Raw genomic sequence first — 21306 nt, forward strand, 5'->3', positions numbered from 1 at the left:
CTTTACACTGATATCCCCTTATCATTTACGTGATGAGGGGATTTTTTATCTCCGAAAGTTAAGCATCTCGCGTCACTAAGCAGAAATGTTTCTTACCGCGCTGGAGCAACCAATATTGGTCGAATAGCGCGAAGCTTAAACTCGGCGTGTCCCCAGAGACTTTTTCGCCGTTGACACTTATGGCGTTGTTCTCAATTAGCTCCCGAGCTATACGTTTTGAACTTGCTAAGCCAGATTCTATAAGTAGCGCTACCAAGTCTTGTTGGGTGCTTTTTATGCGTGGTAAGCCGTCTAACTCAAGCTGTTTTAGTTCACATAAACTCAGTTGTTGAACATCACCGCTAAACAGGGCTTGAGTGATGCGCTGGGCGCTTGCCAAACCTTCTGCGCCATGTACAAAACGCGTCATTTCTTCGGCAAGAATACGCTGTGCTCGTGGTTTTCCTTTGCTCGTTTTGTCTGTTGTTTCGATGTCAGTAATTTCATCACAACTCAGGAAGGTGTAGTAACGCAAGAAGTTGTAAACGTCGGCATCTTCTGCGGCTAGCCAGAACTGGTAAAAAGCGTAAGGAGACGTTCTATTTGGATCAAGCCAAATTGCGCCACCTTCGGTTTTACCAAACTTGGTACCATCGGATTTGGTGATCAGAGGTAACGTTAAGCCAAATACCTGCTCACTGTTTTGGCGTCGTGTTAAGTCAATCCCACTGACAATGTTTCCCCATTGATCATTCCCGCCAATTTGTAATCGGCAGCCGTGTTGTCGGTTTAGCTCGGCAAAGTCGTAGGATTGCAAAAGCGCGTAACTAAATTCGGTAAATGAGATCCCCTGATCGGGACGCTGCAAACGCTGTTTCACGGACTCGCGGTTGATCATGGTGTTGATAGAGAAGTGTTTACCCACGTCGCGGAAAAAGTTGATAACGTTGATCTCTTGCATCCAGTCGGCATTGTTTACCATCATCATTGGCTTCGTGAGTTGGCGATTCATCAATTGTTTGATTTGACTGGAGAGGTCACTTACCCATCCAGCAACGATTTCTTCTGAGTTGAGGCTGCGCTCGGTAGCTTTAAAACTTGGATCACCTATCATGCCAGTCGCGCCACCAATTAAGGCTATCGCCTGATGACCCGCATCTTGAAAGCGCTTTAACATAATTAACGGTACCAGGTGGCCGATATGCAAGCTGCCAGCGGTTGGATCAAAGCCGCAATACACCGTTTGTGGTGCTGTTAAAAGTGTTTGAATTTGTTCTAAATCACTTGCCTGCGCGATCAAGCCTCGCGCCTGTAAATCCTTAATCAATGTCATTGTCTTATCTGTCTGAGTTATCGTTGTATTCAGACTAAAACGTCACACCACTTGCTGATATATCCCTAAAGGGACAGTTTGTTATCTTGAGTGAGTAATTAAGTGATTAAGAAAAAGCTGAAAGAGTTCACCAAGAGAAGAGATCTTTAATTGTGCATAAATGCGTTTACGATGATTTTTGACCGTGCCTTGCATTAGGTTCAGTTGAGTTGCGATTTCTTTCGTATCAAACCCTTGTACAAGTAATGAAGAGACTTCTTGTTCTCTTCGGGTCAACGTATCTACGCCAAATGTAGTCAAAGCATGTTCTATTAGCTCGCGCAGACTTCCAGAATAAGTCTCAGGGTTAAAAACGGGCTCAGACATTGAAAACTCAGTTTGTTTCCAGTGTTGCTGGCACAGCGATTGAAGTATCGAAAAGTAAGGTTGTAATCGGCTGACTTGATTCTTTGAGAAGCGTTTGCCTTCTTCCAGATAGCCGAAATAGAACATTACCCAGGAATGAGCTTCGATTTGGATCAGCATACTGAGTTCATCTTTCCAGCCAGTCTGGCGATAAAATTGGTCGCAATAGGCTTGGTAATCTACTCCCTTACGAACCACATCTTTTAGCGTAAAAATCCCTTGTTTTTTGCTTTCGTTTAACTTCTGGAAAAAGGGATCATTTTGAAACGAATTGGTGAGATAGCGTTGAAAGAGCAAATCACGCTCATTTTGAATCGAATCATAAAGATAAATAGGGTGTTTGTTTTCACGATAGCCCAGTATCACCGCGCAATCAAAGTCGAGTAGTGAGCTAATGATACGCATTAGTTTAGGTGTGAAGTTAGGCGTATTTAACGCAGAAATTGCATCAGCAAGTAGCGTGTTGATTTGGCTGTCGGGCATACGATATTGGTTTAGCTTTGATTTAAGGCCAGAATAACGAAAACCGATTCATCGAGAAAGGGGAGTGCCGCCTTTTGCTTGGACGATGCTCCCCTTAGTATCTTCATAGCTCGCTTACTGTGAGTTGGTCAGCTCCTCGTTGACCCAGTATTTAGAGCCAGACACATTGACATCGACTAACAGACCTTTTGAGTTCAACTGGTATACCGCTACACCACTATTAAAGTGTGCGCTGAGTTCTTCACCTTCATCACCTGCAAGGGCCGTTGCTTCGCTTGACGCTTCCCAGCCTTCAGTGACGAACAAGTCGAAATCTTTTTGGTTTTCAAACAGAACCACTTGTTGATAAAACTTGCCGCCAGCGCCGAGTGCCAAGCCCATTCCGAACATGTTCATGTAAGTGCGTTTTTCTGTCTCTTTATTTACCGCAACGCCAGAGCCAGAGTTGGTGTGGAACAGTAAAGATAACTTGCGAGAGTCAAATACCGCGTAGCCATATGCTTGATCGTAGAGCGCCTTCGCTTCCGGTTTTTCATTGAAGAGTTTGAACATGGTGCTGTCAGCCATTAAATCGACCGCTTGGCGGGCTTCTTCCGGCGTATCGCCTTCCATCAACTCATCAATTTTTTTATCCGCGATATCAATCCACTCTTTGCTTTTTTCAATGCTCGCATCTGTCCATTCACCAGCCGTGTTCATCGCTTCTTCTGACCAGTTCATAAAATCTTGCCATGCTTGTTTGGAAAACGTCTTAGTGCTGTCCCACGCTTCTTGCGCCCCTTCCGTGACTGCATCTCCTAACTCAGACATTTTTTCGGAAATTTTGTCCCAGTCTGCATGGGCTGGAGAGGCAAGTAGCATTAGCGTTGTTAAGATAACGATCGGTTTTTTCATCGACTTCAATCTCTTGCGAAATGGATTTCTTTTCATTCTAGGTGAAAATACGCGCAGGGAAAATTACAGGTGACTCTAGGTTGAGAATATTGTCACGAACTCACGCAATATTGACATAATGGCTTGTTACAGAATAGAAAAAGCCCCCAAACCGAAGCTTGAGGGCTTTAGATTCGATAATTCTAACGCGAATTACTTACTAACTTTGCCTAGTTGTAGCCAGGTATCGATAACCGTATCTGGGTTAAGTGATACAGAGCTGATGCCTTGCTCCATCAACCATTCTGCTAAATCTTCATGGTCAGACGGGCCCTGGCCACAAATACCTACGTATTTACCAGCTTTCGTTGCAGCATCGATTGCCATCTTCAGCATCACTTTAACCGCAGGGTTACGCTCATCAAATAGGTGAGCGACGTCGCCAGAGTCACGGTCCAGACCAAGTGTTAGCTGAGTCATATCGTTTGAACCGATAGAGAAGCCATCGAAGTACTTCAGGAACTCATCAGCCAGCACTGCGTTTGAAGGCAGTTCACACATCATGATAACTTTCAGACCCTGGTCACCACGGCGTAAATCGAACTTAGCCAACAGGTCGATAACCGACGCTGCTTCGCTTGGAGTACGAACGAATGGGATCATGATCTCGATGTTCTTCAAGCCCATTTCGTTACGAACGCGTTTGATTGCCTGAGTTTCTAGTTCGAAACAGTCTTCAAACACTGGTGAAATGTAACGAGATGCACCACGGAAGCCTAGCATTGGGTTCTCTTCATGTGGCTCGTATGATTTACCACCAACCAAGTTGCTGTATTCGTTAGACTTAAAGTCAGACATACGAACGATAACGCGTTTTGGCCAGAATGCTGAAGCGATTGTCGCGATGCCTTCTGTTAGTTTACTTACGTAGAAGTCGATAGGATCTTTGTAGCCGCGAATACGCTCTTTTATTTCAGCTTTTAGCTCATCGCTTTGAGCGTCAAAGTTCAGTAGCGCTTTCGGGTGAATACCGATCATCTTGTTGATGATGAATTCAAGACGCGCAAGACCAACACCTTCGTTTGGAATTTGAGCAAAGTCGAACGCGCGATCCGGGTTACCTACGTTCATCATCACTTTAGTCGGCAGTAGTGGTAGCTCGTCTACTGATGAGCGCTTCACTTCAAAGTCCAGATTGCCCTGGTAAACGTAACCTGTTTCACCTTCAGCACAAGATACGGTTACTTCGATACCGTCAGTCAGTTTGCTTGTTGCATCGCCACAACCAACAATAGCTGGAATACCTAGCTCACGTGCAATGATCGCAGCGTGACAAGTACGGCCGCCACGGTTAGTTACGATAGCAGACGCTTTTTTCATAACTGGTTCCCAATCCGGGTCAGTCATGTCTGTAACCAGTACGTCACCTTCTTGAACCAGTGACATTTGGTCTAGTGAGTCTACTAAGCGTACCTTACCTTTACCGATACGCTGACCGATTGCACGGCCTTCAACCAGTACTTCAGCTTTGTTGTTTAGCTCGTAGCGCTCAATAACGTTCTTCTCACTTTGAGAACATACTGTCTCTGGACGAGCCTGAACGATGTACAGCTTGCCGTCGATGCCATCTTTCGCCCACTCAATGTCCATTGGACGCTGGTAGTGTTTCTCGATGATCATCGCTTGTTTTGCAAGTTCTTTGATTTCTTCGTCATTTAGAGAGAACGTATTGCGCTCTTCATCCGACGTATCAATGATGTCTACTTGCTTACCGATTTCCTGGTTAGTTGAGTAGATCATTTTGATCAGTTTAGAGCCGAATGTTTTCTTAACGATAGGGTGCGCGCCAGATTCAAGCAGTGGCTTGTGAACGTAGAATTCGTCCGGGTTTACTGCGCCCTGAACCACCATTTCGCCCAGACCCCAAGATGAAGTAATGAATACTACTTGGTCGAAGCCTGATTCTGTGTCCAGAGTAAACATAACACCTGAAGAAGCTTTGTCAGAACGAACCATGCGTTGGATGCCCGCTGATAGCGAGATACCACGGTGGTCGAAGCCTTGGTGCACACGGTAAGAGATAGCACGGTCGTTAAATAGAGAAGCGTATACATGCTTAGTCGCTTCGAGTACTGCGTCAATACCTTTCACGTTCAGGAACGTCTCTTGCTGACCAGCAAAGGATGCGTCTGGAAGGTCTTCCGCAGTTGCAGAAGAGCGAACTGCGACTGAAAGTTCAGGGTTACCTTCAACCAGTTCTTGATAGTTTTCGCGGATATCTTGTTCAAGATCTGCTGGGAAAGGGGCTTCTAGTACCCATTGACGGATGGTTGCACCTGTCTTACGCAGAGCATCCACATCCTCAACATCCAGTTCATCGAGTAGTTGGTGAATACGCTCATCCAAACCTTCGTGGTCAAGGAATTTATTGAACGCGTATGAGGTTGTCGCAAAGCCATTTGGAACAGAAACGCCAACGTTAGCTAGGTTAGAAACCATTTCACCAAGCGAAGCGTTTTTACCGCCGACTTTGTCGACATCATTCATGGATAGGCCATTGAACCAGAGGGTGTTCTTTTGCATGTCTTTCTCCAGAAACATTGCAGCTTTTGTAGGGGACTTAAGTCAATCCAAACAAATACTTACTCGTTATTGTTAGTTAAAGTTACTTATAGTGCAGTTATAAATTGTGTAATCAGAATAAACAGTTACCACAATCCATGTTTCACTATGAGCGACTCTTTCTGAACAATTTTCGACCATTTACTTGTTCAGGTTGATATCAAAGGCAAACGATTACATTCCGGCTAAAAAAAACTCAAAGAATTTTCAAAGCTGTGGGGAACCTAACTGGAAGCCAAGTTGATTTATTAATATTATGTTTACCATCCTACTCAAAATATTTTGAAATATTAAACAAAAATGCAAACAAATACCCAAAGTCGTGATGTATTCTATGTTTCTGATGGTACGGCAATAACATGTGAGACATTAGGCCATGTTGTCCTAGGTCAATTCTCGTTCATTTCAAATGAAAAAACCTTTCCTTTTGTCGAAACGCCAGACAAAGCATTAGATGTCGTCAAAGAAATTGAAAGTTCTCACCAACGCAATGGTGTCAAACCCCTGGTTTTTTTCTCAATAGTGGTTCCTCAGGTGCGGGAAATGCTGTTGGCGGCACCGGCTTTCAGCTATGACGTGCTTGAAAGTATTGTGCAAAAAGTTCAGGACGATATTCAGATGGCGCCTACACCGAAGTTGCAGCGTTCTCGCAGCGTAAGTAAAGATTCTGACACCTACTTCGATCGTATTGCCGCTATTGAGTACACGCTCGCTCATGATGATGGCATCACGTTAAAAGGTTTAGAGCAGGCTGACATTATATTGCTTGGTGTATCTCGTAGTGGCAAAACTCCAACCAGTTTATACATGGCGATGCAGTTTGGTTTGCGAGTGGTGAATTACCCGTTTATCGCTGAAGATGTAAAAATGCTGCGATTGTTGCCAGAGTTTGAAATATATCGTCATAAGCTTTTTGGTTTGACGATCACGCCTGAGCGTTTGAATGAAATCCGTGAGAATCGTTTATCGGGCAGTGAGTACGCCAGTGAAGAGCAGTGTAAATTGGAGTTGGATACGGTTGAAGCCTTGTTCAGAAGGGAAGCGATTCCATACATCAACACGTCGTCGCTCTCTGTTGAGGAAATTTCGACTCGCATTCTTGAAAGAGCGGGAATGAAGCGTCGTCTGTTCTAGATTGGTACTGCTTTTGACCGATACTGCATTTGGTCGGTTTTCGAAATAAAAAAAAGCGGCTTTACCCCGGAAAAGATAAAAGCCGCTGCCAAAAGATGTGGGCCGCCAACGTTGGTTGGTAGCCTTCACACCTTAACGCATAATCATTTGTTCGCGACCTGGACCAACAGATACCATTTTTACTGGTACGCCCATCAGCTCTTCGATACGCAGTACGTATTTCTGTGCCGCAACTGGTAGCTCTTCAAACTTACGACAGCCCGTAATGTCTTCGCTCCAGCTTTCCATCTTTTCGTAGATAGGTGCTAGTGCTGCTGTTTGAGGCCAGATTGGGTTTTCACTGTGGTCGCCTTCATAGCCAACACAGATTTTTAGATCATTAAGACCAGTCAGACAGTCTACTTTGGTCAGTGCGATTTCAGTCGCTGCTTGTAGCTCAACACCATTTTTGGTTGCTACTGCGTCGAAGTAACCCATGTCACGTGGACGACCTGTTGTCGCTCCGAACTCACCTGCAAGTTCACGGAATGCATCTTGCTCTTCCATTGCCGTGATCAGCGTGCCTGTACCTACAGACGAGCTGAATGCTTTCGCAACCGCAATCACACGTTCTGGACGAAGGGCTGGTAGACCACTACCAATACCTGCGTACATAGAGACTACATTCGAAGAAGTTGTCCATGGGTATTCACCGTAAACCAGGTCACGGCCAGCGCCAAGTTGCGCTTCGAATAGCAGTGTTTTGCCTTCTGACTGTAGTCCTTTAAGAGGAAGTGTTACGTTGCAGATAGCATCACGCCATGGGGAAGACACTTCTAATAGCCAGTTCGCCATCTCTTCAGCGGTTTGTTCGAATTCAAACGTTGGGTAAAGAGCACGAAGTTGTGGAAGTTTCCAATCCATCCAGAATTTGATGCGTTCAACCAGAACTTCTGGCTGTTTTAGCCAACCTACCAGGATGCCTTTTTTCATCACACGGTCACCGTACGCAGGTGCAATACCCTGACGAGTTGAACCATATGCTTTGTCGCCTAAGCGTTGTTCTTCTAGCGTATCTTCTAGTGCATGTAGAGGTAGGCATAGTGTTGCGCGATCAGAGATGCAAAGCTTCACGTTTACGCCTGCTTCTTCAACTTCCGCAATCTCCTGAGACAACGACGCTGGGCTGATAACCATACCCGGACCTAAAACTGCCAAACAGTCTGGGTTGAATACGCCACTTGGAAGCTGGTGTAGCTTAAACGTGCCCAGGTCGTTAACTACGGTGTGACCCGCGTTGTTACCACCTTGGAAACGAATACTCGCAGAAGCTTGCTCTGCCAAAAAGTCAACGATGCGGCCTTTGCCTTCATCACCCCAGTTTGCACCCACAACAACGATAGACGACATAATTTGTACTCCAATAACAGACCGAAAAATCTTATGTTGTTCGCCATAATAAGAGAAATTAATTATACTCATCGACTTGATAAGAGTCTCATATCGGAAGGCGAGTTATGTTGGATTTGAATTGGCTGAGAACATTTGTCACTTTGGCGGACGTAAAGCATTTTGGGAAAACAGCAACCGAGCTTCACATGACTCAGCCGAATGTGAGCCTGCACATCAAGCAGCTAGAGCAAGCCACTCGTACTAAGCTAATTGAGCGAAACCCTGTGCAACTGACTCAAGCCGGAAAGCGCTTATTGGCTACGGCGCAGCTTATGTTGAACGAGCTACAGATCTGCCAGTCGGATCTCAACGCGATCAACGATCTCACTCAGGGCACGCTTTCTATTGCAGCCAGCGATATTGTCTCGCGCTTGTTACTCATAAAACCGTTTCAGCAGTTTAAAAATGAGTATCCGGGTATCGACTTAGCGCTGTTCAACACCACCTCGTCTCAAGCGGTAGATTTAGTGAAACGAGCTCGTGCAGACATTGGTTTTGTAATCGCGCAGAAAGAGAGCCAGCCCCTTCATTTTACACCTCTTACTCAAATTCATTGGTGTGCTTTTGGAGACAATATTTTTGATTGGCAAGAGAACAAACAAGAAAGCCAGACGCTCATTCTGCTGGGGCATGATACGCGTACTCGTGAATTGATTGATGCCTCGTTACCAGAGCTGAATCTGCCAAAGCACAGAGTCATGGAAGTAGGCAGTGTGGAAGCGCAAATCGACTGGGCAGAAGCCGGTTTCGGTACCGCGATTGTTCCGGACTTTTCAATCGATCCAAGACTGAAGTTATCCAGAGAAGTGACGCCTTTACCGAGCTTTCCTAACACTGACTTTGGCTATATCGTGCGTCAAAATCAGGTGTTATCCAAAGCTGCCAAACAATTGCTAACCTGGGTTGGAGAGAATGTTTCCGTGGTTGGCTGACTCTGGCTAGGAGTCAGTTCGCTGGCCATAGCTTGAAATTCTGCTGTGTGGTTGGTGAAGTCGTTGCCCATTTTATGCGTCAGCAACGAATGCTGTGTTGGTAGATAAACAATGCCGCAAACTCGGTTGTGGCATTGTTTTTTACACTGAAAATAGATTGAAAACAGTGCATTGCAAACGTTAACGGCTAATTTCCGTCACGATAGCGTTGTTCCACTTCATCCTGAGCTTCAAACTCTTGATGAATAACTTCAGTGACTTCTTTGCTGGTATAGCTGACTGTCGTAGGTAACGAGTAGTTTGGTACGTCATCGTAGCTGAATACTGAGTAGTATTTGGCGAGGTTGGCGTTACCAAAGCGATCGTAAGTGAAATCGTCTTTACCGGCGTAAAGTTTTACACCATCCAGTGGGTTTCTGGGTGGGTGAAAGCTGTTACGTACGACAAAGCTGCCAACCCATACTGGGTGATCTGGGTTATCCCAAGTGAGTTTGACCACGCCATTTTCCACATTGGCTTGCAGATTGGTTGGTGCAGCTAAGGCTTCTTTGCGTCGCTCGACATAGGTTAGCATTAGTTTTGGGGTGACGGATTCTTCATTTATCTGAGTTTTCCATGTCACGCGGCTATCCATGGTGTCGGATTCCGACGTAGGGATGATGATCAAACGAATTGAGCGCCCCCGGTCGTGCAAGTCTTCAACATATTGACGTGCTGAACTATCAAATAAGAAGGTTTGGCGTGGGTTACGGTTGAGCTCTAGTGAGCTTACTTCATAGCCTACGTATTCCAACTGATCAAAATCTTGCGGCAACTCATCAAGCTGAGTTTCATTGTCCACAAGCGCCACGCTAAAGCGCATCGAGTGGTTCAAGGCATGCGTGCTTTCCATATCAAGGATGATGGCAGCTTCGGTGATCACCAGCTCCTTTGGATTGGTTAGTTGCGGTAGCTCAAACACCATTTGACCAATTTCAGCGTTACCATGGCTGTCATAGCCAGTCGTAAGTCGATTATCGATCAATTCACTGTGTTGGAAAGTTTGGCATTGAGCCGCAGACAACTGCAGCGTGGTGGTTTTACGGCGATAGATCACATACAAGCTTGGGCGATAGTGAATACCACCGCCAAAGCGGCCATATCCAATATCAAATTGCATCATTTGGGAGTCATTACCGAGAGGTAATGTATCAGGGCCTTGAATGCGCAGCAGCAAACGTCCACGTTTTAACTGCTCTTCAAGGATGCGTTTTTCTATCGCACTAAATTGCCAACTATGCCAAATACCCTGTGTTAAACGATCGGAATCTATGGTCTCGCCCAGGGTTTGGATTGGAGTGGCTTGATGAATTTGCTCAAAGTTGCTGATGTCGGTGATGTCTGCAGGGTTGAGTATCGACACTGACCACTCGCCATAATTTTCAATTTTAGCGCCAACGCGGTTCATTGGATAAAGTGAAAACTCAGCCAGACTAATATGCGAGTCTTCAGACAAGCGGCTGAGATCATAATCGATCACGCCATAACAAATGCCTTTGGTGTTATTTACGCCAACAAACAGAGAATTATGACCAAAATGTTCGCTATTGCTCTTGGTGAGCTCGCCAACATAGCCTATTTTTTCTGGTGTCGGGAACAACGTAAAGGAACAATCGGCTTTATCCAGCGGCGTTTTGATGCGGATTTCTGGTGCGAAAGGGGAAGCAATGTTCTTGAACTTATCTACGCGGCGCAGGTAATAAAAATATCGCTTACCGGCTTTAAGTTGCTTATCTGTGAATTCGGTTTGTGAAGTGATAGCAATCAGGTTTTCCTTGGTACAAGATGCTTTCGGAGATTCGCTTCGGTAAACCTGATAGTGACAACCGCTGCCACTATCATCCGCTTCTTGCCACACTAATTCTGCCTGGGTGGCATCGACGCGTTTTACCGAAAAATACTCGGGTCTTTTGGGCGCTAAATCCGAATAATTAATCGTGCTGCGCAAGGCGTAAAGTAGTGCTGGGATGTTTTCATCCACACTTTGCGACATGTTGATCAGGTAATCTGGGATATTACGGCTGCCCACTTCCACCACAGTCGCAAGAATGCCACGGCTGTAATACCACTCGCGCCCACTTCCGTGGATTAAGTTGGCTGGTGGCTTACCTCTGTGGATACCATATTGGCGCTTGGTAACCTTATAGATCTCCTGCGCCATATTGGCACACAACACATTAAGATCGGTGCCTTCAATTTCGGCCTCGTGGTGAAACTTATGCGCCGGGAAAAACACGTTACCTTGTGAATGGTAATCAAGCGCGATGCAGATATTGTCATGCTGCTCTACAAAGTGTTTGATCGCGCGGGTTTCTGGCTCTGAAAAGGCTTCTGGACCACCGTAAATATTAGAGCTGGTTTGAGTTGTGTGGCGGAAGTTCACCCCAAAGTTACGGTTTAAATCCACGCCAAAAGTGCCGTCACCATTATCACGGCGGTTTTTACGCCAGAAAGAAAAGTGTTTATGCGAATATTCAAACCCATCAGGATTGAGGCAAGGCACCATATACAAGGTATTGCGACTTAATGCCTCAATCACATCTGGATTGGTTTGGTGGTTATCCAGCAAATATTGGATAAAGCTAACAGCCAGCTCATTTCCTATCCATTCCCGTGCATGGATGGTACCCGTGTAGAGCAGTGCAGGCTTGAGGTGAGCATAGGCCACATTTTGAGAAATGGTGGCCAGTAGGATTGGCCGTCCCTCATGGGTTTCCCCAATACTTTCGAGACGGATCAAATCCGGGTGCTTCGCCATCGCTTGCTCGAGAAACTTTTGGGTTTGCTCATAGCAAAGGTATTGTTTTTTCATTCGTTTACCTCTGCTCAAGCCAGTGCTTTGCAGTGTAAATTCCAGTGCAGACTAATCGCATCGCATTTTTTCTGCTTAATCCCTGGGACTGTCATCAACAGATTTGGGGCAGATTTTAGCGCGGTTAAGGTTTGCTCAAAGCCCAGATGAGTGATGATTTTGTTCGCTTGCTCGAAGCCTATACCTTTAATACTAGTGAAAAATGCCACCAATTGTGTTTGATTCATCGCACCAATAGGCTTTCGCTCTGATGAATTAAGTAAGTATTCACTAGCCCTTTGCGCTTCTGAATCAAGGTGGTCTAGGCTTTCAATACCAGTATCAATCTCTTCAAGGCGAGATTGTTCACCCAACTTCGGTGCGGATGGTGCGATTAACTGATGGGCAAGTAAGCCCTGTCGATTCCAGACTTCACTTGGCCACTCTTCTCCATGCTCCTGGTATGTGCGAACAAGTGGATAAGCTGAGTTGTGTGGCGCGTATTCGCCTGTATCGGTAGAAATGCTGGTTTCACCAAAACTTAGATGGCGCATTGTGCGGAGCAAAGATGAATGAATTTTTCCCAACTCTTCCCAGTTCCGATGCGCGAAATACGGCTTTTTAAAGCACTCTGGTGCCAATAACCACATCAGATATTGACCGATCCAGTCACGGATATAAGGGAAAGCAGCAAATGCACTGGCACATTCTAAAATGGTGTAATCATCGTCCATGCTGACTGCGATATCACACGCCCAATACTCAGCATTAGCTGCTTTAGAAGCCTTCACTGCAAGGTCGAGTACTTTTTCTGGTACGGCTTGGTAATCCATGCTGCCGCCCTGGCTAGTATTGGTGAGCCATTCTCCTTCCGGAGGACGACGCCAAAACGCGCATACAGGTTGATGGCCCACTAACATGACGCGAATGTCGGCCTTCATTGGTACAAAGTCCTGAATATAAGCGGGATAATATTGTTTCTGCGCAAACAGGCGTAAAGCCTCGGCTTCTGAGTCCACTTTGTGCACAAAATAGCCACCATAATTGGAAGGGCCATAGGAGCGCTTCACAATTTTGGGATAAGTGGTATGGCTTAAATAATCCAGAGCTTCATCAACTTGATAAAAGATTTCAGTACGCGGAATCGGCAGGGAATGTTTATGACAAAAGTGAGTGACATTCTCTTTCGATTTATTACAAAACTGGCTGTCGAGTGACGGAACAAATTGCACTTCAGGCAAGGCGCGGCTGATCTCACGGAAGGTTTCATACGCGGTGGCAGGAATATTGCCGACCAGTACGTCGATCTTTTTGCGTTTGATTTCATTGATAAAGCGTTGCTTGTCATTTCCCCAATGATAAACAACTTGTTCAATTTTATCGGGCCAACCTTTGAAGTTTGAGCGATCAAAAAAGCGTAATACGTGATCTAGATATAGCAAGCCAAGCTTGGGGCGAGTGGAGCCATGAGATGTCATAATGAGATTTCTACCTGCTGAGTGTTAGAGTGATTGGCATTTAAATGAATGAAGCTGGTGTCTAAGGTCGCCGTCATAGACTGGCTTTGGGCCGGATTAACGTTGCGATCAATCAGATCTACGATGTAGTTGATTTTTGTATCATTGAAATTCAGGCCCAAGGCTTCTTGATCTGGCGTAGCAAAAGCAGGAATACCATTGACTTCAATAACAACATAACGTTGTTTTTCAATGTCATAAATAATATCAACGCCAGCGATTTCGAGCCCGGTTACGAATGCAGCTTGTTGAGCGAGTTCAACCACTTCTGGCAAAGGTTCACGTAGGATGACATGGCCACCGCTGGAAATATTGGTTTTCCAGCTACCTGCGGCTGCTTTGCGGCCATAGCAGGCGACAAATTTACCATCAACAATGTCAACGCGATAATCAGAAAAATCGTTTTGAATGACACGTTCAAGATAAAACTGATGACTAGGGTGAGTTTTTAAAAACGGCGCCAGCAGATCAATGTCTCGCGCTTGTTCGAGCTTGATGATGCCATTGCCACCCCAACCATCAACGGGTTTACAAATGGCTTGGCCGCCCCATGCGATTAACTGATCTCGAATCTGATCAACGTTGTCGCGGTTACATACGACGTAATCGGTCGTGTTCACTCCCGCTTGCTTAAGTTTATGAGCGGTACGGAATTTGTCTTCCGTCAACGCAAATGATGCATAGTTGTTGATCATCGGCATCATGCTGTCGATCGTTTGGTAGAGGTAAACCTGGTAGGGCGTTTGTTCTCCAGCGTTGTAAGAGAAAAACAGTTCCAGTTCAGACAGGTCCTTGCCTTGACAGAAAACGGTTCCGTCTTTGGCGCTCGCTTGCGCAAGGTTCAGACCACAAACAGACTCGATTTCGCGCTCGCGCAGTTGATCCACCATTTTCTTCTGAATTTGGCTACCACCGCTATTTTCATACATCCAAATGCCAACTTGTTTCCGTGTCATGTATAGCTCCATTATTTGATATTCCCCTTCATATTTGAGCCTGTGAACTAACTATTTCGGGGGGTTGGATTTATGTTAATTGTTTGTTTCTTCTGCTTTGCTTATTAATGCCTTTGTCACAATAGGGCTATATGTTTACATCCTTTCATTGAATATTTATTACACATTAATCGAATGTTATAGGCTCTGGACAAGCTATAACTTCTAGACACATGGAAGGTCGTTTACGCATGTTGGACTTTGGTGATTTGAAACAATTGGTAGAAATAAACTCCTGGACACATAACAAATCCGGAGTAGATCAGACAGGCCAACTTATGCAGCAGTGGTTGGGAGAATTAGGCTTTGGTTGTGAGCGCTATCAGCGTCAACATATTGGGGATCATTTGCTATTTAGCACTAATAGTCGTGAAAATGTACCGAAATTGTTGTTATTAGGCCATTTAGATACAGTGTTTGCACCAGGGACGTTCGAAGGTTTTAGCCAAGATCAATCTTGGGTCTACGGCCCAGGCGTGTGTGATATGAAAGGTGGCAACTTTGTTGCTCTGCAAGCTCTGCGCAATGTATTTGCACAGAGAGGGGCGATCAGCAATGTTGACTTTCTGCTCGTCAGTGATGAAGAGATAGGCAGTGATGACAGCCGTGAATTGACTAAAGCACTTTCGACTAATTATGCAGCTTGTATTGATTTTGAAGCGGCAGGTGAGAACCACGAAGTGGTGATTGGTCGAAAAGGCGTGGCGACTTACCATATTGATCTAATCGGTAAAGCTGCCCATGCGGGTAATTGCTACGCACAGGGATGTGACGCAAACCTTGCCGCAGCTAAGATGATGATTACGCTAAGTGAATTAACTGATTTAGCTGCGGGTACTACGGTAAATGTCGGTAAAATTGAAGGCGGTATTGGCGCTAATACCATCTCACCACAAGCCCACCTTACGGTAGAGGCTAGATTTACTTCGCTTGAAGAGCAATTGCGTGTACTTGAAAGTATTGAAAGCATAGTTCAGCATCCTCAAGTGAACGGCGTGAAAACTGAACTCAGCGGGGGCCTGCAGCGCGATGTCATGTCTCCAACTGCTGCTCAAGCTGAGTTTCTGGCACAGATTGAATCTGCACTGGGGTATTCGTTACTGACCGAGCAGCGTGGTGGGGTGAGTGATGCTAATGTGGTGGCTGGAATGGGCGTTGCCACTTTAGACGGTTTTGGCCCGTTTGGCGATGGCGATCATACTCACCATGAGCGTGCATTAAAAACGAGCTTTACTCGCCGCATTGATGAAGTGACAAAAATCCTCACGCTTTATAGTGTGTGAGAACTACATTTACGATAGCCATTTATGGTTAAGAAGAATGGTCTCGCCACAGTGTCACCGCTAGGGCGAGATCTTCGAATCGTTGCCTGAATCGCATGAAATGAAGTAATAAGTTTCAGACGGTATTAGCTACTGTGGCGCAATGATTAAGTATCTCTGCTTTGTTCGACTAACCAGTCGACTAATTTACCAACCATCATATTGCCTTTTTGTGTAGGGTTAATCAGATGATAACCATTACCCGACGCCACATAGCTGTCGAATGGCCGAATTAATCGCTTTGACTTCAAGTCTTGTGCGGCCAGTGTAATATCACCTATCGCCATTCCAAACCCTTGTTGAGCCGCATTAACTGCCTGATCCAATGTGGCGAAGGTTTGATTACCTCTACCCTGAATATTGCTATGGCCTCTCGATGCCAGCCACATCGACCAGTCTGATTGCTCCGTATTGGCGTGCAGCCATGTGCAGCGCTTGAGGAGGTTCAATTCATCCAGCTCGTTGCCCGAACCTTGTGTAGCTATCGTATCCCATAGCTGTGGAGCGCAGACCGGAGCTAAAATCTCATCGAAGAGCAACACCTGATCAATGGTTTTACTGCGAATAGGCTTTCCGTAAGAGATGACTAAGTCGAAACTATCAAAGTTGGGGATAGCCTGATGCTTGGTTGTCGAGGTCAACTCCACGTTTACATCGGGGTAGGCTTGTTGAAAGTTGGCTATGTGACCTAACAGCCATGAAGTAATACAACTAGGCGCGTTGAGCTTGATGCGGTTCGCACTATCAACTACTTCTCGAATCGATGCTTGTAAGAGCAGGATGATCTCTTCTGCCAGTGGAATAAACTTTGCGCCTTCCGGAGTTAAGGCTAAACCTCGAGCCTGACGATAAAACAGTGTGACACCCATCAAACTCTCTATCGACTGAATCTGACGACTTATCGCGCCCTGCGTCATATTAAGGGCTTCAGCCGCATGAGTGAAATTCAGGTGCTGGGCTGTAGCCAGAAAAGCTTGTAGGTTTTTTGTCGAAGGAAGTCTGCTTTGCATGTCATCTACCCATTATTATTTTGCATGGCTAGTATGCCTTTATTTCGATTTAACCGAAAGAGATTATTGACTAATTTATTACCAATAAAGAAATTAAATTTAATTTAATCGGATAAAACTGATTATGTATTCATATTGGGATGATAATTATAATGTCATTAGCTGAGAAGTTAGCTCCTGAGAGCATAAAAAAGTTAATACCATATCAATCGGCAAGACGTATTGGTGGGTCAGGAAGATTATGGCTTAACGCCAACGAACTTGAAGAGCCGTTGCTTTACAAAGAACATCAGTCACCACTGCATCGATATCCAGATTTTCTACCTCACGACATTGCGGCTGCGTATCAAGCTTATTGCTCTACGTCGCAACCTATCCTAGCGGTACGTGGTGCGGACGAAGCGATCGATTTGCTTATCCGTACCTTTTGCCAGCCAGGAAAAGACAGCATCGCTATTTGCACTCCGACCTATGCGATGTACGAGTTTTGTGCCGAGTCGCTCTCTATTGACGTGATAGATAGCCCACTACTTCTGCCAAACTTTGACCTTGACGTTGAGAGTGTTGTGAAAGCAGCAGAACAGGCTAACCTCGTATTTTTGTGTTCACCAAACAATCCAACCGGTCAGCTTCTGAGCTACGCAAAGATCGTTGACATATTGGAGCAGACACAACAGAGCGCGATAGTGGTTGTAGACGAGGCATATATTGAATTTGAGATTGACCACAGCGTGGTTGAGCTGATTGACCGTTATCCGAATCTGGTTGTGATTCGCACCTTGTCCAAAGCCTTTGGACTTGCAGCGGTACGATGCGGATTTATTATTGCCCAGCAATCGATAATGGACTTTGTGTGTAAACTTATCCCGCCTTATCCAATGCCTGATAGTTCAGCGGAAATCGTATTACAAGCGTTAAGCGCGGAAGGATTAAAAAAGGTAGCGGAGCATACCCATACCTTAATTGAATCTCGTCAACGTTTTATAGAGCGTATTAAAAATGTGGACTGGATAGAAACCATTTATCCGTCAGCGACTAACTTCGTATTGATTCGCACTAAACCGCACGTCAATCTTTTTGAATACTTGCGTCAACAAGGAATTGTGACTCGTAACCAAACTCATGAGCCAAGTCTGCAGAATTGCGTTCGAATCACGATCGGTTCGGAAAAGAGCATGCTGGAAGTGGCGGAAACTATATGTAACTTGCATCTCGAGCAATCAACTGACACCATCAACTGAAATATAATAAGGACATTACACATGAAGAAAATGCTGAGCGCATTAGCTTGTACTGCTGCACTACTATCTACACCTTTGATGGCGAAAGAAGTTCGTCTGGCTTCTGACTTTACTTACCCACCATTTAATTACATGGATGCCAACGGTACGCCAGTCGGTTTTGATATCGAAATCGCTGATGCCTTATGCCAAGAGGCAAAGTTAGAATGTACCTGGGTTTCACAGGGATGGGATTCTCTGATTCCTGGTTTGCTTGCACGTAAGTCAGACGTGATTATGGCTTCAATGCGTATTACGGATGATCGTAAAAAACGCGTACTATTTACCAATAAGTACTACCAGACTCCAGCGCGTTTTGTTGCTAAAGAAGGCAGCAATATTGAAATTAGTGAAGCTGGTTTAAAAGATAAAGTGATTGGCGTGCAAAGCGGTACTATTCATGATCTTTACGTGACAGATAAATTTGGTTCAGTTGCAACAATCAAGCGCTACTCAGGTCAGGATGAAGTGTATCTGGACATGGCGAACGGTCGTTTGGATGCTACCTTTGGTAACTCAGATCAGCTTGCTTTGGCGTTCCTGGAGAAAGAAATTGGTCAAGGCCATGAATTTGTCGGTGAAGCGGTTACTGATAAAGCTTACATCGGTGAGGGTACCGCTTTGGCACTGCGTCAAAACGATAAAGAATTAGCTGAGAAGTTTAACCAAGCTATTAAGACGATTCGCACGAATGGCACCTACGATAAGATCGCTGCGAAATACTTCTCCTTCGATATCTATGGCGAAGAGCTGTAAGCTTTAATCAAAAACACTAAGCCTATCTCGCTCAGCAGGGTAGGCTTTTTTGTATTCACTGATCCTGACTGGTTCTTAATTTCTACATCACAACAATTCAGTCGTTAGGATAGGAGCTGTTTAATCGTCAAAGGCGCGTCTGTAACTTCGAGTCTTTGAGCCGCAGTGAGACCTTGTTTATCTTGATAACACAAATTATGCCAAGCTCTGAATATGTCCAGAAGCGGTAAAATACCACCAGGTCTTAATTTACGTCGTGGTTCGTTAATGAAGCTTTCGAACAGTAGCTGGAATCGCTTTTGGTAGAACTGTACTTGACGTGTCGTCGCGACATTGAACCATTTTTCCGGCTCATTGTTATCACCAGCAAGGTAACAAATGCCTTTGCTTCTATCTCCTTGATTTGATATAGCCCCTTGGTTTGAGATACCCCCTTGGTTTGAGATACCCCCTTGATTTGAGATAGCCCAACGGTCTCTCCACCAACTCATGTAAACGATATCGATTTTGCCAAATGGCAAGCTCATGTCCCAGGCTGGATCTTCTTCCACATACATTAAATCGACAGTTTTATTTTTAATGCGAGATAAGCAGACACTCAACGCTGCCGAACGGAGGAGAGGATCTTGAGGCATGTAAATAGCAACGTGCTTATTTGACCCGCACATATCAAGTACGTGCAGATAATGAGCGTACGACGTGTAAGGTGGACGAATGAGTGCACCTTTTGACGGATAGTGGAATGTCGCAAGATTTCCTAGCGGGTCTTCGACATTAGCCCGAGCCAAAATGGTCTGATATTTCTGGTCGATGCGTTCACGAAGCTTGCTTGAAGGCTCTGCTGGTGGTTCGCTGGCTTCGGCTGTGTATTCTTGAGAAACAAACCGAGAAACCTGATCGTATGGGTTGTGATCAAGCGTACCTATTGGCTCCTCGTCTGATGAGTAGTTCACGTGCTGACAGAGAATATAACCGGAATGTGCTTCACCGGAGACAATCCAGTACACGCCATTATTACTTTTTGGTTGCAGAGCGATGTAATTCGACGCTAATTCATAATGATTAGCGTGGTTTACCCAACGCGCATCAATAGTCGCGAGTTTCCGGCGACAGCGACTCGCAATGTGATCAACATGATCGTAAAACGTTTTAGGGTTGATGCTGAGTTTACGACAGATTTCGCGCACGGAATAACCAGTGAACAACAAAGCCATTAAGTTCTCTTGGAACTGAAGCTTTTTATTTGCACCGGACCATTTATCGACGAACGTACTTTGGCATGCTTTGCAGCGGTAACGTTGGCGGTCTCCACTGTAACCAAAAGCGTGGTAGAGGTGTTTGTGAGTGTGGACAGAGAGTCCAAAGTTGTCGCATTCATTATTACGACAGGCAGGCAACCCGTCACTATGGACGTGCCGCAGACGATGAAGTTCGTTAACTACATCGCGGTTGTTAAGTAAAGGGGGGAAAGCTCCACATTCACGGCAAACCATCGCCGGGCGCTTGGGGTTAGCATGCTGCAGAACGTAACGTTTCGCATCACTCAATCCAAAGTTGTCACACGCCAATGTTTTACAAAAGTTGAGTTGTAACCCATCTGCATCTTTTGGCAGTTCGCCGTTAGACACGATCGCCCCCTCTGGGTAATTCGGGCAGCCAGTCAGGCACCGGCTGCAAATGATTAATTAGATGTTGATTGCGGTTTCTAAAGCAACTTTCATCATGTCGTTGAACGATTTTTGACGTTCTTCTGAGCTTAGTTTTTCACCACGGATGATGTGGTCAGAAACGGTCAGGATAGTCAGCGCTTTTGCACCCAGGTCTGCAGCGACACCGTAGATACCAGCGGCTTCCATATCTACACCCAGGATGCCTAGTTTTTCCATCTTCGCGAACAGGTCGGCTTCAGGTGTGTAGAACAGATCTGCAGAGAACACGTTACCCACTTTTACTGGTACTTCTTGCAGACGAGCTTGTTTTACTGCTTCTTCTAAAAGGTCGTAGTCAGCAATTGCCGCGAAGTCGTGGTTGTTGAAACGGATACGGTTAACTTTTGAGTCAGTAGAAGCACCCATACCGATCACAACGTCCATCAGATTGACATCGTCACGTACCGCGCCACAGCTACCTACGCGGATAACGTTTTTCACGCCGAACTCAGCGATCAACTCGTGTACGTAGATACAGCATGAAGGGATCCCCATACCGTGACCCATTACGGATACTTTTTTGCCTTTGTAAGTGCCAGTGAAGCCGAACATGTTTCGAACATCACAAACTTGCTTCACATCTTCCAGGAACGTTTCTGCAATGTACTTAGCTCGCAAAGGATCGCCAGGCATTAGAACTGTTTCAGCGAAATCACCTGGTTGTGCGTTGATGTGTGGGGTTGCCATAAGTGCTC

The 21306-nt window shown here is 45.4% G+C and carries 16 protein-coding genes; 5 read left to right on the forward strand and 11 right to left on the reverse strand.

Translation table 11 applies throughout. The annotated features are described in order from the left end of the window. Nucleotides 1-58: 58 nt before the first annotated feature. The 4 genes from tyrS to ppsA all read right to left on the reverse strand — a co-directional run bounded on the left by tyrS (nucleotide 59) and on the right by ppsA (nucleotide 5656). Nucleotides 59-1312 carry a tyrosine--tRNA ligase gene (gene tyrS / locus ACWYU8_RS18195; RefSeq protein WP_457521142.1) on the reverse strand — a complete coding sequence of 418 codons (1254 nt, stop codon included), beginning with the start codon at nucleotides 1310-1312 and terminating at the stop codon, nucleotides 59-61. An 81-nt stretch (nucleotides 1313-1393) separates the two neighbouring features. Continuing rightward, the gene (locus ACWYU8_RS18200) at nucleotides 1394-2200 is read right to left on the reverse strand and encodes a helix-turn-helix domain-containing protein (protein ID WP_457521143.1); all 807 of its coding nucleotides are present in this window, start codon (nucleotides 2198-2200) and stop codon (nucleotides 1394-1396) included. A gap of 114 nt (nucleotides 2201-2314) precedes the next feature. After that, nucleotides 2315-3094, reverse strand: a complete 780-nt coding sequence (locus tag ACWYU8_RS18205; RefSeq protein WP_457521144.1) for a YSC84-related protein — start codon at nucleotides 3092-3094, stop codon at nucleotides 2315-2317. A 192-nt stretch (nucleotides 3095-3286) separates the two neighbouring features. Beyond that, a complete protein-coding gene (gene ppsA, locus ACWYU8_RS18210) occupies nucleotides 3287-5656 on the reverse strand; it encodes a phosphoenolpyruvate synthase (RefSeq protein WP_457521145.1) in 2370 nt (789 codons plus the stop codon). A gap of 339 nt (nucleotides 5657-5995) precedes the next feature. On the opposite strand from ppsA, the gene ppsR reads away from it, so the two are divergent. Next, on the forward strand, nucleotides 5996-6829 hold the full coding sequence (gene ppsR, locus ACWYU8_RS18215) for a posphoenolpyruvate synthetase regulatory kinase/phosphorylase PpsR (RefSeq protein WP_457521146.1): 834 nt from the start codon (nucleotides 5996-5998) through the stop codon (nucleotides 6827-6829). A gap of 132 nt (nucleotides 6830-6961) precedes the next feature. On the opposite strand, the gene ACWYU8_RS18220 is transcribed toward ppsR, so the two are convergent. Beyond that, nucleotides 6962-8218 carry an adenylosuccinate synthase gene (locus ACWYU8_RS18220; protein ID WP_457521147.1) on the reverse strand — a complete coding sequence of 419 codons (1257 nt, stop codon included), beginning with the start codon at nucleotides 8216-8218 and terminating at the stop codon, nucleotides 6962-6964. Nucleotides 8219-8325: 107 nt separating this feature from the next. On the opposite strand from ACWYU8_RS18220, the gene ACWYU8_RS18225 reads away from it, so the two are divergent. Then, entirely contained in the window at nucleotides 8326-9192 is an 867-nt protein-coding gene (locus ACWYU8_RS18225) for a LysR family transcriptional regulator (protein WP_457521148.1), read from the forward strand. A 187-nt stretch (nucleotides 9193-9379) separates the two neighbouring features. On the opposite strand, the gene ACWYU8_RS18230 is transcribed toward ACWYU8_RS18225, so the two are convergent. From ACWYU8_RS18230 to ACWYU8_RS18240, 3 genes are read right to left on the reverse strand one after another with little or no spacing between them, the layout of a single operon-like run. Further along, nucleotides 9380-12043 carry a M14 family zinc carboxypeptidase gene (locus tag ACWYU8_RS18230; RefSeq protein WP_457521149.1) on the reverse strand — a complete coding sequence of 888 codons (2664 nt, stop codon included), beginning with the start codon at nucleotides 12041-12043 and terminating at the stop codon, nucleotides 9380-9382. A gap of 14 nt (nucleotides 12044-12057) precedes the next feature. Continuing rightward, a complete protein-coding gene (locus ACWYU8_RS18235; RefSeq protein WP_457521150.1) occupies nucleotides 12058-13500 on the reverse strand; it encodes an ATP-grasp domain-containing protein in 1443 nt (480 codons plus the stop codon). Then, the gene (locus ACWYU8_RS18240) at nucleotides 13497-14495 is read right to left on the reverse strand and encodes an ATP-grasp domain-containing protein (protein ID WP_457521151.1); all 999 of its coding nucleotides are present in this window, start codon (nucleotides 14493-14495) and stop codon (nucleotides 13497-13499) included. The genes ACWYU8_RS18235 and ACWYU8_RS18240 overlap by 4 nt, the downstream gene beginning before the upstream one ends. A gap of 230 nt (nucleotides 14496-14725) precedes the next feature. Here ACWYU8_RS18240 and ACWYU8_RS18245 point away from each other — a divergent pair, with 230 nt between their 5' ends. Further along, the gene (locus ACWYU8_RS18245; protein ID WP_457521152.1) at nucleotides 14726-15817 is read left to right on the forward strand and encodes a M20 family metallopeptidase; all 1092 of its coding nucleotides are present in this window, start codon (nucleotides 14726-14728) and stop codon (nucleotides 15815-15817) included. 146 nt (nucleotides 15818-15963) lie between these two features. Here ACWYU8_RS18245 and ACWYU8_RS18250 read toward each other — a convergent pair whose 3' ends face one another. Continuing rightward, nucleotides 15964-16866: a LysR family transcriptional regulator gene (locus ACWYU8_RS18250; RefSeq protein WP_457521153.1), complete on the reverse strand. Its 903-nt coding sequence runs from the start codon at nucleotides 16864-16866 to the stop codon at nucleotides 15964-15966. A gap of 149 nt (nucleotides 16867-17015) precedes the next feature. Between ACWYU8_RS18250 and hisC the strand changes: the two genes are divergently transcribed. Both hisC and ACWYU8_RS18260 read left to right on the forward strand, forming a co-directional pair. Further along, complete coding sequence (hisC, locus tag ACWYU8_RS18255; RefSeq protein WP_457521170.1) at nucleotides 17016-18107, forward strand: histidinol-phosphate transaminase; 1092 nt, start codon at nucleotides 17016-17018, stop codon at nucleotides 18105-18107. Nucleotides 18108-18128: 21 nt separating this feature from the next. After that, on the forward strand, nucleotides 18129-18902 hold the full coding sequence (locus ACWYU8_RS18260) for an ABC transporter substrate-binding protein (protein ID WP_457521154.1): 774 nt from the start codon (nucleotides 18129-18131) through the stop codon (nucleotides 18900-18902). A 104-nt stretch (nucleotides 18903-19006) separates the two neighbouring features. Here ACWYU8_RS18260 and ACWYU8_RS18265 read toward each other — a convergent pair whose 3' ends face one another. Together ACWYU8_RS18265 and deoD are read right to left on the reverse strand one after the other, a co-directional pair. Continuing rightward, nucleotides 19007-20530 (reverse strand): transposase, encoded by a 1524-nt coding sequence (locus ACWYU8_RS18265; RefSeq protein ID WP_457521155.1) that lies wholly within the window; start codon nucleotides 20528-20530, stop codon nucleotides 19007-19009. Nucleotides 20531-20587: 57 nt separating this feature from the next. Next, the gene (deoD, locus tag ACWYU8_RS18270) at nucleotides 20588-21298 is read right to left on the reverse strand and encodes a purine-nucleoside phosphorylase (RefSeq protein WP_457521156.1); all 711 of its coding nucleotides are present in this window, start codon (nucleotides 21296-21298) and stop codon (nucleotides 20588-20590) included. Nucleotides 21299-21306 lie beyond the last annotated feature (8 nt).

The organism is Vibrio limimangrovi (genome assembly GCF_054064025.1).

Coding starts and splice junctions, on each gene's coding strand:
- ppsA (WP_457521145.1), bottom strand. CDS start 5,656: ATGCAAAAGAACACCCTCTGGTTCAATGGCCTATCCATGAATGATGTC.
- ACWYU8_RS18225 (WP_457521148.1), top strand. CDS start 8,326: ATGTTGGATTTGAATTGGCTGAGAACATTTGTCACTTTGGCGGACGTA.
- ACWYU8_RS18230 (WP_457521149.1), bottom strand. CDS start 12,043: ATGAAAAAACAATACCTTTGCTATGAGCAAACCCAAAAGTTTCTCGAG.
- ACWYU8_RS18240 (WP_457521151.1), bottom strand. CDS start 14,495: ATGACACGGAAACAAGTTGGCATTTGGATGTATGAAAATAGCGGTGGT.
- ACWYU8_RS18245 (WP_457521152.1), top strand. CDS start 14,726: ATGTTGGACTTTGGTGATTTGAAACAATTGGTAGAAATAAACTCCTGG.
- tyrS (WP_457521142.1), bottom strand. CDS start 1,312: ATGACATTGATTAAGGATTTACAGGCGCGAGGCTTGATCGCGCAGGCA.
- ACWYU8_RS18200 (WP_457521143.1), bottom strand. CDS start 2,200: ATGCCCGACAGCCAAATCAACACGCTACTTGCTGATGCAATTTCTGCG.
- ACWYU8_RS18235 (WP_457521150.1), bottom strand. CDS start 13,500: ATGACATCTCATGGCTCCACTCGCCCCAAGCTTGGCTTGCTATATCTA.
- ACWYU8_RS18260 (WP_457521154.1), top strand. CDS start 18,129: ATGAAGAAAATGCTGAGCGCATTAGCTTGTACTGCTGCACTACTATCT.
- deoD (WP_457521156.1), bottom strand. CDS start 21,298: ATGGCAACCCCACACATCAACGCACAACCAGGTGATTTCGCTGAAACA.
- ACWYU8_RS18220 (WP_457521147.1), bottom strand. CDS start 8,218: ATGTCGTCTATCGTTGTTGTGGGTGCAAACTGGGGTGATGAAGGCAAA.
- ACWYU8_RS18250 (WP_457521153.1), bottom strand. CDS start 16,866: ATGCAAAGCAGACTTCCTTCGACAAAAAACCTACAAGCTTTTCTGGCT.
- ACWYU8_RS18205 (WP_457521144.1), bottom strand. CDS start 3,094: ATGAAAAAACCGATCGTTATCTTAACAACGCTAATGCTACTTGCCTCT.
- ppsR (WP_457521146.1), top strand. CDS start 5,996: ATGCAAACAAATACCCAAAGTCGTGATGTATTCTATGTTTCTGATGGT.